This is a genomic window from Halalkalibacter wakoensis JCM 9140 (assembly GCF_000513095.1).
In the GTDB taxonomy this organism is placed as follows: Bacteria; Bacillota; Bacilli; order Bacillales; family Bacillaceae_D; genus Halalkalibacter; species Halalkalibacter wakoensis.
Map to the genome: position 1 here is coordinate 16,249 of NZ_BAUT01000018.1, position 14,010 is coordinate 30,258.

12 protein-coding genes and 1 pseudogene are annotated in these 14,010 nt (G+C 38.7%); 12 read left to right on the forward strand and 1 reads right to left on the reverse strand.

All coding sequences use genetic code 11. From position 1 onward, the window contains the following. Positions 1–3: 3 nt before the first annotated feature. Together JCM9140_RS09400 and JCM9140_RS09405 are read left to right on the forward strand one after the other, a co-directional pair. Positions 4–1,083, forward strand: coding sequence for an XdhC family protein (locus tag JCM9140_RS09400; protein ID WP_034745321.1), 1,080 nt, complete (start codon positions 4–6; stop codon positions 1,081–1,083). Between the two features lie 38 nt (positions 1,084–1,121). Next, positions 1,122–1,742: a nucleotidyltransferase family protein gene (locus tag JCM9140_RS09405; RefSeq protein WP_034745323.1), complete on the forward strand. Its 621-nt coding sequence runs from the start codon at positions 1,122–1,124 to the stop codon at positions 1,740–1,742. Between the two features lie 864 nt (positions 1,743–2,606). Here JCM9140_RS09405 and JCM9140_RS09410 read toward each other — a convergent pair. Continuing rightward, entirely contained in the window at positions 2,607–4,280 is a 1,674-nt protein-coding gene (locus JCM9140_RS09410) for a PucR family transcriptional regulator (protein WP_052002164.1), read from the reverse strand. A gap of 533 nt (positions 4,281–4,813) precedes the next feature. Here JCM9140_RS09410 and uraD point away from each other — a divergent pair. The 10 genes and pseudogenes from uraD to JCM9140_RS09455 form a co-directional block, all read left to right on the forward strand. Beyond that, positions 4,814–5,257: pseudogene (gene uraD / locus JCM9140_RS24170) on the forward strand (2-oxo-4-hydroxy-4-carboxy-5-ureidoimidazoline decarboxylase); the annotation flags it as partial. 15 nt (positions 5,258–5,272) lie between these two features. Next, complete coding sequence (gene uraH / locus JCM9140_RS24450; RefSeq protein ID WP_235715317.1) at positions 5,273–5,635, forward strand: hydroxyisourate hydrolase; 363 nt, start codon at positions 5,273–5,275, stop codon at positions 5,633–5,635. Positions 5,636–5,685: 50 nt separating this feature from the next. Further along, complete coding sequence (locus JCM9140_RS09420; RefSeq protein WP_052002165.1) at positions 5,686–6,720, forward strand: ABC transporter substrate-binding protein; 1,035 nt, start codon at positions 5,686–5,688, stop codon at positions 6,718–6,720. Positions 6,721–7,002: 282 nt separating this feature from the next. Beyond that, entirely contained in the window at positions 7,003–8,244 is a 1,242-nt protein-coding gene (locus JCM9140_RS09425; RefSeq protein ID WP_034745327.1) for a Zn-dependent hydrolase, read from the forward strand. Positions 8,245–8,268: 24 nt separating this feature from the next. After that, positions 8,269–9,507, forward strand: coding sequence for a pyridoxal-phosphate-dependent aminotransferase family protein (locus JCM9140_RS09430; RefSeq protein ID WP_156314842.1), 1,239 nt, complete (start codon positions 8,269–8,271; stop codon positions 9,505–9,507). A 17-nt stretch (positions 9,508–9,524) separates the two neighbouring features. Next, positions 9,525–10,706, forward strand: coding sequence for an amidase (locus JCM9140_RS09435; RefSeq protein ID WP_034745331.1), 1,182 nt, complete (start codon positions 9,525–9,527; stop codon positions 10,704–10,706). 21 nt (positions 10,707–10,727) lie between these two features. Beyond that, positions 10,728–11,582 carry a fumarylacetoacetate hydrolase family protein gene (locus tag JCM9140_RS09440; protein WP_034745333.1) on the forward strand — a complete coding sequence of 285 codons (855 nt, stop codon included), beginning with the start codon at positions 10,728–10,730 and terminating at the stop codon, positions 11,580–11,582. A 366-nt stretch (positions 11,583–11,948) separates the two neighbouring features. Next, entirely contained in the window at positions 11,949–12,371 is a 423-nt protein-coding gene (locus tag JCM9140_RS09445) for a hypothetical protein (RefSeq protein ID WP_034745335.1), read from the forward strand. Positions 12,372–12,438: 67 nt separating this feature from the next. Continuing rightward, entirely contained in the window at positions 12,439–13,164 is a 726-nt protein-coding gene (locus tag JCM9140_RS09450; RefSeq protein WP_235715316.1) for a Na-translocating system protein MpsC family protein, read from the forward strand. Positions 13,165–13,258: 94 nt separating this feature from the next. Continuing rightward, on the forward strand, positions 13,259–13,945 hold the full coding sequence (locus JCM9140_RS09455; RefSeq protein WP_052002166.1) for a Na-translocating system protein MpsC family protein: 687 nt from the start codon (positions 13,259–13,261) through the stop codon (positions 13,943–13,945). Positions 13,946–14,010: the final 65 nt, after the last annotated feature.

Genomic DNA, 14,010 nt, shown 5'->3' on the forward strand with positions numbered 1-14,010 from the left:
GTGATGAAGGAGCTTTACAACTTTTTGTCCATTCTGAAGCAATACCCAGAACAGACGTCTGTTTTAGCAACGGTTATTCAGGTGCAAGGGTCAGCCTACCGCCATGAAGGAGCTAAAATGCTTTTTCTAGAAAAGGGAAGTCAGTATGGCATGATTAGTGGAGGGTGCTTGGAAGATGATTTGCGCATTCGGGCTAAAGACGTCATGAAAAGTGAAAAGGCTGAAACGGCCACATACGATTTGCGATCAGAAGACGATTTGGATTGGGGGCAAGGTGCTGGTTGTAACGGTAAAATTACCGTTTTGCTTGAACCATTTTCATGGGATGAAACGGTTTGGAGTGCCGTCTTGGAAACCTTTGGTCAAGGAAATGATGTGATCTCTGTTCGTAAGTTTTCAGGAGGAGAGATTGGACCGAGGTGTTTTTTTACAACAGGAGGATTGGAAATAGGAGAAGTGCTTCATACCGATGTTTCCTTTCATAAGGACGTTCAACAATTTTATCAACAGCAACGACTTTTTGAATATCAACTTAATTTCGAGACGAATGCTCAATATTTATTTGAATTGCATGAAGCGAAAGATATGGTCTATATTTTTGGAGCGGGTGCTGATGTTGAACCGGTTGTCAAAAGGTTAGCGGAATTTGATTTTTTGCCAATTGTTATTGATCCGAGAGAAGCACGCTGCAACAATCAATTTTTTCCTAATGCTCACCGCCTTATTCAAGAACATCCGGAAACGTTTTTAAAACGAAACGAAACAATGGCAAATGCTTATGTCTTAATTATGACTCATAGTTTTACAAGGGACCAACTCATCCTTTCTGCTTTCCTCCAACGCCCTCCGCGTTATTTAGGAATTTTAGGGCCAAGAAGGCGAACAGAGCGTTTATTGCAGTCTGAATCTGTTCCAAAATGGGTGCATTCGCCTATTGGAATGAATATCGATGCTGAAGGTGCCGAAGAAATTAGTATAAGCATCTTAGGAGAGCTCATAAAAGTACGAAATCAAAAGCGTGTATTAAACAAAAAGCGTAAAAGAGCACAGGTTCAAGAAAGAGAAGTTCAGGGTCAATCCTAATCGGGTCGTCCCTTTTTGGTATAAGGAGGGAGAATTCAATGGTAGAAAAAAATGGATGTGCGGTCATTTTAGCAGCAGGGACGTCTAGCAGAATGGGAGAGGCTAAGCAATTGCTTCAAATAGGAGAGAGGCCGCTGCTGCAGCATGTTATTGACAATGTGTCCCATCATCCTTTTCAATCCATTTTGGTCGTACTTGGTCATGAGGCGCATGCCATCGAAAAGGAACTTCACTATGATTCAGATCGAGTTACGATTCTTTATAATTCGAACTACCAAGAAGGGCAAAGTACGTCGTTTCTAACGGCGGTTCATTCGATCAGTTCAAAAGTAAAACATGCTGTTTTCTTTCTAGGAGACCAACCATTTATTTGTGCGGAAACTGTTAATGCTATGATTGATTTAGGTTATAGGAAAGCGGGAGAGAGTGCTGATCCATTTGTCATCCGTCCGATGTTTGATCAGAAACCAGGTCATCCAGTCTTTTGGGGCAATGTAAAAGAGATGGATTTTTCATCCTTAACAGGTGACTCTGGTGGCAAAAACATAATGGAATCTGTTAGACGGGAGTTCGTTCATGTAAATGATGAAAACATTCTTTTTGATATTGATACAAGAGAGGACTATGAACGAGCGCTTGAAAAAGTGGTTGAAACATAAAAGGATGCACCTTACTAGCCTTGAGAAATAGGTATTTTCTTACAAGGACCAATGGGTAACCAGCCGCAGGGGAATGACACTCCGCTTTCCGCGGGTGCCCGGTGAGCCTCCTCGTGCTGGCGCACTGCGGGGTCTCACACGTTGGTCACTGGTCCCGCAGGAGTCTCCGTGCCATTCCCCTGCTAGGGTTCCTCTTTTATTCTTAAATGTACTTAATTTACATGTGTATATTTTGTAAAGATTAAAAAGGAACACGCCTAGTGAGTCTATCTTAAGATTAATAAGTAATTATAAAGATTCGAAACTCGCTCTAAACCACCGCTCCGGACATACACTTCGCTAGTATAGAGGGATCCTTTGTTAATTAGCATGATAAGAGCTATGAAAACTCTTTTATCAAACTAGTCTATGCAATAACAGTAAAAATAACGATAATAACAAAATGTAATGTGATTCTTTAGGGACAACCAGTTCATAAATTCCCATAGATGAACTGAGTGTTCTTGTTTCATCATTTGATATCATTAGATTGGCCTATACTTAAGTCATACATAAAAATATAAAATAAAATGACAGACTTTAGACAAAATGCCTTTGAGTTTTGTTTCTCAAGGGCATTTTACACTATTTTTCTCCTATTTTCTTTTGATTGTTGAAGAGTAGGAAAATTCTATCTTTCCTCTCAGCAAAGCGGACGGGATGGGGGGCCGACTCCTGCAGAAGGAGAGGGCAGGTTGAAATCCACCGGCGTAGCCGGTTAGTTCAACGCCCGCCTGCGGAAAGCGTGCCCCCCATCCCGGGAGCGAGATCGAAGCTCCTATTCAAGTCCGAACGATTTTTTTACCTAACGTCTTTTTTGTACAATTAAAGTACTTGTCTCTCAATCTTATTATTAAAAAAAGAGCGGATGAATAAGGCGATTCGTAATGTGAGTGTTTCATCTGACCCTTTTATTTCGATCCCTAAAATTTCTTCGCATTTTTTGATTCGGTAAATAACGGTGTTTCGATGGATAAACATAATTTTCGCCGTCTCAGAAATTTGACAGTTATGATTTAGAAAAACGGAAAGAGTTTGGACGAGATCTTCTTTTTCTTTATCCTTTGGATAAGCCAGCTCTCGTAAAGTAGAACGATAAAACTCTTTTAACTTCTGTGATGGAATCGTTTTAAAGATTTCAGCAAGCTCTTTAATGCGGTATGTTTTAATAAACCTTTTTTTGTTTTCGCGGTAACCAGCTCTAAGTGCATCTACAGCTTCCTGAAACGCTGTAGGAATGTCCGTAATGCTCTCTGTATAATTGCTAATTCCAAACGACATCGAGGAATCAATAGCTTGATACAAATCAGACTGAAGGTCCAGAATCGAGTCCATAACCTTCTTTTCCATATCATCATTATAAAAATCAAATCCAATTAACGTTGTAAAAAGATCGCCTTTTGTAAAAACGATACAATTTTCATATTGCTTCGTTAAGAGCGATTCTATAAATTCGTAAATGCGGTCTCTCCGTAAGCTAATTTCCTTTTCCGTTTGGAGGGGGTGTGAATCTTGGTACAAATCCGAAGAGTCATCCATTTTACTAGTAATACAAATGTATTGTAGCGACTTATTTAATTGATACGTTTTTCCACGGTTTATGATCTCCTCTTCACTAGGAATCACACCTTCTACAAGATCAGAAAAGAATTCATTTTTTAATCTTCTCGAATGCTGCTCTAAGGCATGAAGTTTCATGAATTCAAAGGAAATGACATTGGCTGCCTGCTCGACAGCTAAGGTAAAGGAAGATTCATTGGATAAGGTTGTTCCGAAAATAATGATATAGCCTTTTTGCTGATTCGTAGTATTTATTGGATAAATAGAAACTTCAGTAAATCCGCTTTTTTCATCTTCACGTGGCAAGGTCAACACTTTATACGTATCTAAGTTTTCATGGTGAATTTTTTCGTGAATATACCAGTAAATATCAAAGAATACATCTTTATCGATGTCATGTGAATAAGCCATGATGTCTAATCGATAGTTTAAGAGTATAACCGGAAGATTCAAGATGGTAGCAAGGCTTTCAATGATGTTTGAGAACCCTCCACCTGAAACAACAATATCGGTAAATTCACGATGGATATTTAAAGCGTAATTTAATTCATGTGTTCTCTCTTTTAAAATACAGCCTAGTGCCTCGTTTAACATCTCTCCTAAAGAATAATTTAATGGAATCTCAATAATCGGGAAATTCATAGCGTTCGCTGTTTCGATGACCTCAGCTGGAATGACATCAATGAACCGCTTTGTTTTTAATCCGAGTCCTGCGCAGCCTTGGTTGGCCATTTGGGTGACCAATTCAATGAGTGCGTTCGGATTGTTTTTAATCGAGTATGCTGTCGTTAACAAAAGCTGCTCACCATTTAAATAATCAATGATATCAGGAGCATCCATAAGGTTCACGGATTGGACCGTATTCATTATGCCTTCCTCTCCGGCTACGATCGTAGCCTCTTGAAAAGTCGGCAAATCTAATATATCGACTAACCTCATCATTGTACCTCCTTACCTAAATACCTTATTGTGAACAATGTACAAGAAAACGAAGAATTCTGAAACTTTTTCGTTAGATTTTCTGACAAAAATAATCAACAAGTTAGTTATTTCGTACAAAATAAAAAGAAAGACGAGATGTACGTAGAAAATAATTGGAAGGTGAGAAACAGGAAGAAAGGTAAAAGAAACTCTTGCTGTAGGTATAAAGTTACTAGTCATGTTTTCTAACAAATAAACGCTTAGTCTAACCATGCACTTACGGTTAGGCCAATGCAATTAAAAGGGTTGAAGAATAAGTTTTCAAAACATTTATGTTTCGTAAGTTTTAGTTAGAAATAAGCGAGCAAATGTTTATTTGCTTGGATCTTTTGAACAAAATTATCGATAACTTTTGTTTGTATCGACCAATGACTCGTCATCTAGAAAAATTTATGATATGGCTAATAAGTTAGCAACACTAGTTACTAGATTAGAAGTTAAAGAAAAAAGCAGGTGATGAAATGAAATGGACAATGGATCAAGTAAATGAGATGGAACGTTCGCAATTTATTGAAATTGTCGGTGCTGTTTTTGAGCATTCACCGTGGGTAGCAGAACATTCGTGGAGTAACCATCCGTTTCAAACTTTTGAAAATATGTACAGCAGTATGATTGAACAAGTAAATGAAGCTAGTTTATCTTTGAAACTATCATTGTTACGGGCGCATCCGGATTTAGGCACACGATTAGAAGTGACCAATTCATCAAGAGATGAACAGAAAAATGCTGGGTTAAGTCAATTATCTGAAGAAGAGTTTGAAGAATTTTCGATCATAAATAAAGAATATACCGAAAAGTTCGGATTTCCCTTTATTATGGCAGTCAAAGGGTTTGGGAAAGAAGAAATCAAACAAAATATGAAATCACGTATTCACAACAGCTATGAAAAGGAACTTGAAACGGCCTTACAGCAAGTGAGTAAAATAGCAAAGTTTCGACTGCTGGATTTAATTGAACAAAAGGGGAAACTAACCACTCATGTTTTAGATATTAGTGTTGGGAAACCGGCTGCAAAAGTGAAAATCTCCCTCTTAGAGGTGAAAGAAGATCAACAGCTTGTGAAACTGGGAGAATGTACGACCAATTCAGATGGTAGAGTTGATGTGCCTTTGCTTCAAGCAGAAGAGATGAAAAAAGGGACTTTTCAGCTAGAGTTTCATGTAGGCGATTATTACAGAATGAAGGATGAGAAGGAACATCTTCCATTTCTAGAAGTTGTCCCGATTCGATTTGTCATTGCTAATGAGACAGAGCATTACCATGTTCCTCTCTTACTTTCTCCTGGTGGCTACAGTACGTACCGAGGAAGTTAATTTAGTACCAATGATTTTATAAAATAGAGGTAATTGGAAGGGGATCGATTATGGGTACTTTGAAAAAAATGTACAAAGCAAAACTAGGGTTCATTGCACTGTTGGTGATGTTGATTCTTGCTGCATGCGGTGGCCAAGAATCAGGTGGAGAAAGCTCAGAAGCTGAAAGTCCAGAGGCAGAAGCTCCGACGGCTGAAACCGAAGATGTAAAGTTAGTGTTAAACTGGTTTCCAAAAAGTCAGCATGGGGGCGTATATGCGGCACGCGAGCAAGGAATTTTTGCTGAACATAACTTAGAAGTAGCGATTGAAGCAGGTGGTCCTCAAGTATCATCGATTCAAATCGTGGCATCAGGTGGTGCTCAGTTTGGGTTGGTTCATGCTGATCAATTAGTTCTTGCTAGAAATGAAGGAATCGAACTTGTGGCTCTAGCGACAGCTATGCAAAATAGTCCTGCCGCGTTAATGTTTCATGAAGGAAAAGGCATTTCTGATTTTGAAGATATGAATGGAAGAACAGCTTACATTCAACCAGGAATTCCTTATTGGGATTTTCTGACAAGTAAATATGATTTAAGTGGTGTCACAGAAATGGGTTACACAGGTCAACACGTAAATTTCATTGAAGATTTAGATGCTATTAGTCAAGCATTCGTAACATCAGAGCCATTCTTCTTAGACAAAGAAGGGATAGCTACAGAAACGGTGTTAGTTTCTGAATCAGGTTTCGATCCATACAACATTGTGTTGTTTACGACAAAAGATTTTGCTGCTAACAATGAAGAAACTGTTCAAAATTTCGTCGATGCGTTTGTTGAAGGTTGGGAGTATTATAAAGAGTCTCCTTATGAAATAAACGAAGTGATCCACGAAGCAAACCCTGATCTTGCTCTTGAAGATCTTGAGTTTGAGACAGACGCTCAAGCAGAGTTTGTGTATGGTGGGGATGCAGCTGAGCATGGCTTTGGTTACATGTCTGAAGAACGCTGGCAATTGCTGATCGATCAATTAGCTGAATTAGGCTTATTAGATGAAGCGTTTGATGCGAATGAGATCTTTACGACTGAATTTCTAGGATCAAATTAAGTAAAACAAAGAGGGATCAAAGGGGACATTGTAGACCTTTTGATCTCTCTTTTTTATGACATACATAGAATAATTAATTCGTAATATTATCTCCCATACGGAATTGTAAATAGATCAATTACTCCTGTTGGGATAGTGGAAAACGAATGGTCTTTTTAGTTGTTTTGAATAAAAATAACTAATTATTTTAGATGGTTTGAACAATGACTTATACTCTTCTATTTTCTACAATGAAACAATTAAGGGAACGTATACTGTTTGGACAGAAAGGAGTTGTTGTAAATGATTGCTACAATTCAAATTAATCAACAACGTTTATGGGAGAATCTAAAAGAGCTTGGGGAAATAGGAGCTAGCTCAAATTCAGAAGAAGGCATCACAAGACTTGCTCTTAGTTTAGAAGATTTAAAGGCTAGAGAATATGTGATTAGGGTGATGAAAGAGTCTGGATTAGACGTGCGTGTAGATTCAATTGGAAACATTATTGGGAAATTCGAAGGTGCAGATCCGACTGCTCCTGTTATTATGACTGGATCTCATGTTGACACCGTGATTCAAGGCGGTCTATTTGACGGAGCCTTAGGGGTGTTGGGAGCAATTGAAGCGGTGCGTTCTATTAAAGAATCAGGGATAAAGTTAAAACATTCTATTGAAGTTATTTCATTTACAGATGAAGAGGGGACTCGGTTTGGCAGTGGGTATATTGGCAGTAAAGCGTTAACTGGCTATTTAGATGAACAAACATTGCAAATAAAAGATGCGAGTGGCATTACATATGCAGAAGCATTGCAACAAGCAGGATTTGACCCAACTTGTTACAAAGAGGCCATTCGAAAGCCTGAGGAGATTAAAGCGTATTTAGAAATGCATATAGAACAAGGAAAAGTACTCGAGGAGAACGAATTACCTGTAGGGATCGTCACAAATATTCAAGGTCCTGTTTGGTTAGAGGTTACCTTAACAGGTCATCCCGACCATGCCGGGGCAACGCCGATGCATATGAGAAAAGATGCCTCTTTGGCTATGGCAGAGATTATGCTTGAAGTCGAACGGATTGCAAGTCATTACGAAGGTGTCGGTACAGTTGGAAGAACACAAGTGGAACCAGGTGGCGTAAACATCATTCCGGGAAAAGCAGTATTTACGATTGATCTGCGACACGGAGATAAGGAACGAAGAACCAATATGGTCAAAGAAATAACGGATGCCATAGAATGGATTTGTGAGAAACGAGACATTCAGGTAGAGGTCGATTTCAAAAAATCCGTTGATCCAGCAACGTGTTCAGAAAAAATCATTAACGTTCTAGAACAAACATGCGCTGAGCTAAAAGTTCCAACGATGAAGCTTCCATGCGGGGCTGGACATGATTCACTCATGATGACAAAAATTACGGACATGGGCATGATTTTTGTTCGATCAAAGGACGGAATTAGCCATAATCCTAAGGAGTGGACAGATAAAGAAGATTGCATCATTGGATCACAAGTTTTGTTACAAGCATTAATAAAGTTGGCTAAATAAACGTTTGATTAAGGGGGAGAAATAATGCTAGCAAATAGATTACAAGTACCAGCGAGAACCATTATGACACCTGGACCGGTGGAGGTTGATCCCAGAGTTCTTCAGGCGATGTCTTCATCGATCTTAGGGCAATTTGATCCAAGTTTTACTTCGTTAATGAATGAAACGATGGTTCAGCTAAGAAAAGTGTTACAAACAGAAAATCATTGGGCCTTTCCAGTTGACGGCACATCACGAGCTGGGATTGAGGCGATGTTGTGTAGTGTGATCGAAGAAGGAGATAAAGTGCTTATTCCGTCATTTGGCCGTTTTGGAGGGTTGTTAACAGAAATAGCGGAACGGTGCGGGGCTCAAATCCACTTAATTCATTGTGAATGGGGAAGTGTTTTTGATCCACAAGTCATTATTGAAGAGATGAAAAAGGTGCGTCCAAAAGTGGTTGCAATGGTTCATGGAGATACATCAACAGGTCGAATGCAGCCATTAGAAGAAATCGGCAAGGCATGTCGTGAACAAGATGTGCTGCTAATTGTTGATGCAGTCGCGACGGTAGCTGGAGCAGATGTACGGACGGATGAGTGGAACATTGATGGACTAATTACTGGTACACAAAAATGTTTATCTGTTCCTGCTGGGATGGCTCCATTAACGTACAACGATCGGATTGAAGCCATTCTTCAAGAAAGAAAGTCCATTGAAAAGGGACTTGTTTCTGATTCGATTTCAGCAAATAATAGTCGGAAAATCCGCAGCAATTATTTGGATTTAAGTCAGCTTCAAGATTATTGGAGCCCGGCAAGGCTAAACCATCATACAGAAGCGACAACGATGTTATACGGATTGTATGAGGGTCTGCGCTTAATCCTTGAAGAAGGATTAGAAGAAAGATTTGAACGTCACCGTCTCAATGAGCGAGCGTTGGTAAAAGGCATCGAAGCAATGGGACTATCCTTATTTGGAGATGCTGAACATAAGTTACCAACTGTGACGTGTGTAAACATTCCTGAAGGAGTTGATGGAGACTCCGTTCGTTCCATGCTTTTAGATGAATTTGGAATTGAAATCGCTAGTTCATTTGGACCGCTTCACGGGAAGATTTGGAGAATTGGAACGATGGGATATAGTTGTCAACAACGCAACGTTCTTCTGACACTTGCTTCATTAGAAGCTGTCCTTCTCCGTCATAAAGTGAAATTACATGTCGGAGAAGGAGTTCAAGCCGCTCTTGACGTATATCAAAATAAGGAACGGTTGAGCTTGTAAACAAGGAAGGTGTATTCATGAAAGATCATTATAATGCTTTTGTCGATGAAGAAGTCATAGTAAACCCTTTAGCATCAGGTACTCTCTCTGGACTTACTTTTGCTGTGAAAGATGTGTTTCCGATAAAAGGAGTAACCGCGAGTGCGGGAAATCCTGATTGGCTGAAAACCCACTCTCCTGCTGCGACTACAGCAGAAGTCATTCAGACTCTCCTGCATGCAGGAGCAACGTTACAAGGAACGACGATTACAGATGAAATCATGTACAGCTTAAATGGTGAGAATGCTCATTATGGCACACCCGTTAATCCAAAGGCGAATGCGCGTATTCCAGGAGGGTCATCAAGTGGATCGGCGGTTGCTGTAGCGGCGGATATGGTTGATTTTGCAATAGGTACAGATACAGGTGGCTCTGTTCGAATTCCGGCAGCTTATTGCGGATTATATGGCATTCGCCCCACGCATGGACGTATTTCAATCGAAGGTGTGATCCCTCTGGCGAAAAGCTTTGATACTGTCGGATGGATGGCAAAAGAGGCAAAATTGCTGCTGGACGTAGGGGAGAGTCTTACTGGAGAACTTGTTTCATCGTTAGACGACAACCCTTTTACGGAAATTTTGTTTGGAGACGATACGTGGGAATTAGCAGATGGTGAAAGCAAGAAGGTGCTTCTATCGATGGTTCGCCAAGTAGAAGAGGAATTTGATTCAAAATGGACGACCGTTGCGACAGAAGGGCTAGCTAGATGGGCTTCGTGTTTCCGTACACTTCAAGGGCTGGAAATTTGGGAGGCACATGGAAAATGGATTAAAGAAGTGAAACCTAGTTTTGGACCGGATATAGCAGCAAGGTTTGAATGGGCTAGTTCTTTGAAGCAAGAAGATCGACCAAATGAGCAAAAACTTCGAGAAATGATTCAAACAAGAATGGCTGACCTGTTAGGAGAAGATAAATTATTAATCATTCCGACCACGCCAGGCAAAGCACCGCTCCGAAACTTATCAGGAGCGGAAATTGAGAAGCGACGTTCTGAAACGATGCAATTATCGTGTATAGCAGGATTAGCCGGCTTGCCGCAAGTAGCCATTCCGATTGAAGGAGAAGACGGAATTCCCATTTCCATCTCTGTGATCGCCGGACCTAATCAAGATATGAGATTATTGCAATGGGTTTATGAAAATAGAAATCGTTTTATGTAACCTGAAAGTGATGGTGAGACAATGAAACTTGCTTCTATTAAACAAGAAAACAAAGAGGTAGCGGGTATTCTAACAGAAAAAGGGATTGTTCTGTTAGAAACCGTTAATAAACAAGTAGAAACAGAGTGGCCGTTAACGGTTTTTGAGATCCTTGAAACTGGATTACTTCCTCAATTGACAGAATGGTATGACAGTGGAGGTTTAAGCAACATAAGGGATGATTCTTTTATTCCAGAAGTTCATGTCACATATGCTCCTTTGTATCGAACCCCACGTAAAATTTGGGGGATTGGTATGAATTATGTAAGCGTAAGGTCAGAGTTGGGTGGCTTAGAAGAGTCTGATCCTGTCTTCTTTATGAAACCAGATACTAGTTTAATTGGTGAGCAGGATACGATTGAGATTCCGCCACAATCAAAAAAGACAACAGCTGAGGCAGAATTAGCCGTCATTATTGCTAAAACATGCAAGAACGTCTCAGAAGAAGAGGTTGATGATGTAATTGCAGGGTATACAACTTCCATTGATGTAACAGCGGCTGACATTCATGCCGAGAATCCGCGCTTTATTCAAAGAGCAAAAAGCTTTGATACATTCTTTAGCTTTGGCTCGGTGTTGCTTACAAAGGATGAAGTTCCCAATCTTTCATCACTCGAAGTGACGACAAAAGTAAATGGGGAAATTCATCACCAGAATAAAGTCAAAAACATGATTTGCTCTCCTCGCTATATTGTTTCATTTTTATCGAAAGTGACTACATTGCTCCCAGGTGATGTCATTATGACAGGAACACCAGGGGCTTCGGTTATTAGGGATGGCGACGTTGTCGAAGCGAGAATTTCAGGGTTTCCTTCTTTAACAAATGGAGTTAGCTAAAGGTTTCGTCTATTTGAAATAACGTATTTTTTTGAAGTGCAATGGAACGAACACGTTATTTCTACCTGAATCCCAAAAAACAAGGATACAAAAAAGCACGCTAAATAGAATGACTAACTGCTTTTTCACAATTGAAGAGTGTTCAAGCATATGGTATTATATTAGCAACGAAGGAAGATGAATAGCGCTTTTCTTTTATAATGAGAACAACATATAAAAATTTAAAAATCAATTGGTCGAAATGAGTTAGAATATAAAGCTAAACATAAGCCAAAACAGGTACGTTCTATGACGTGTCTGTTTTGGCTTTTTTTATTTTTCGTACAATTACCACTATTTATTAAAAAATACCAGGAGCAGCATGTTATGTCGGAAACTACATTATCTAAAGATCTAAATTTCTCTGTATACGAGTTTAAGTACAGTCTACAAGTAGTCGAAAAGTTGTTAACTAAAAAAGAAGAATTAAAAAAAGTAATAAACAAAATAGAAGAGATCATTTTAAAGTCAATAAATGACAATGGATTAGCGAAGGAAGTTATAGCAGAAAAGAAAACAAACCTATCAAAATTAGATAACATCATACTACTAAATGAAGACGATATTGAATGGGTCATTGAACTTGGGACAGAAGTCGTTACGTTGTTAAACGTTCAAAATAGGCTATTTACAAATTTGCAGCTTCATTGTTCAAGAAAAATAAATAGTGGAACAGCAGCGAGTGATTTAATGACAGCCGCCTATTTAATTGATTATGGTAGAAATCTGTTGCTAGACATACTAACCTAAAAAAACGTTTATTTTCTAAGTGAAATGGCTATACTTTTTACATAGCTTGGGATAGGAGCGTATGAAGGTGGAATTAACAGAGAAAGAACTTCAACAAGAAATAAGTGGCTATACAGGCCGTCTTCTACGTGATAATTTTGGAAAAGGGCCTGAATCGGTATTTGTCTCGATTGGATATACGTTTATCACGATTTATTTGAAAAAGTTTATTACTCCATCTGAACGAATTTTAATGGAACAAGATCAAGTAATGGATGTTCAACAAATTCGGGACAAGTTAATGAAATCATTGGTACCTGAATTTAAAGCCTATTTAGAATTGTTGACAAAAAGAAAGATTGCTGAAATCTATTATGATTGGGGACTTCATAATAAATCTGGTGTCATTGTTTGTGTAAGTAGGGAGCCTTTTACTGATAAGAGTACAATTGATGAGAACTTTTTTGGGAAAGATGGATTGAATCAAGAGATTATTGATATTAGTAAGCAAGCGGAAAAGGCACCTGAAGAGGTTTACTCGTGTGAAGTAAATTCAAGAACCATTGTCAATATACGAAATGGCATTCTTGTTCGAATTGAGAAAGAGTTAATTAGACTTGGTTATGAACAACTATTAAAAAGAGTTAAAAGAAATTTGGAAAAACAATTTCTGCACAATAGCAGTCACATCCACTCGATATTAAAAAGAGAAGTGATTGATTCGTTCGTCGACTGGGACTTTGAACTAGATAAAAGTGTCATTGTTTTTATTACTGTACCAATGAAGCAAGGGGACGTATTTGACCGCAAATAGAAAAGTAACTATTCAAGAGTCGTTGTGGTATAATACGATTGGTTAATGTCTTATCGGCATTGATTATCGTGCCCTTTTGAAAGAGGGATATAAAATGAAAAACCTTCAAGAGCAGTTAAATCATATTAGTAGCTATACGAGTAAACTGCTAAGGAAAAAATTTGGAAGAGGTCCAGAATCATGTTCGGCGACTCTTTCAAAACATTACTTGTTATTACATATTCGAGGCTTTATCTCTCCAATGGAAGAAGTTCTTCTGCAACAAGGAAAGTCTTATGATGTTGATCATGCGAGGACGCTTATTATTGCCAATGTGCTTGATGAGTTAAAGGGAGTCGTTCAAATTTCGTTTGGGGTTGATGTAAAGGAATATTATCATGACTGGAATTTTCCGAATAACACCGGAATCATTCTTTTGGTGTTTGAAGAAAATGTAGCTGGATATGAAGATCAATTCACTTTTGATAACATCAAAAAGTTTGAAGAAGAAGTTGCTCGAATTAGTGCGTTAGTTCAAAAAGTTCCAAATAGCATTGAGACCATACCATTATCTGAAACGGTTTTTTTGGTTGAGAGAAAAGGTATCCTAATTGCGATTGAAAAAGCGTTAATCTCAAAAGGTTTTGAAAAACAATTGATTGCTACGAAAGATGAATTGGAAAAGGACTATTTTCATCGGTATAGCAAATTTAATGAGATTTTATCTCGAGAGATTCAAGATATTTTTATTGACTGGGATTTGCATGATGATAAATCGATCATGATATTTAAATTAAAATAAAAGGCTGTATTCGTAAGTGAAGTAGCTGGATCAGTGGAAAGAACAGCTACCGAGAAAAATAATCG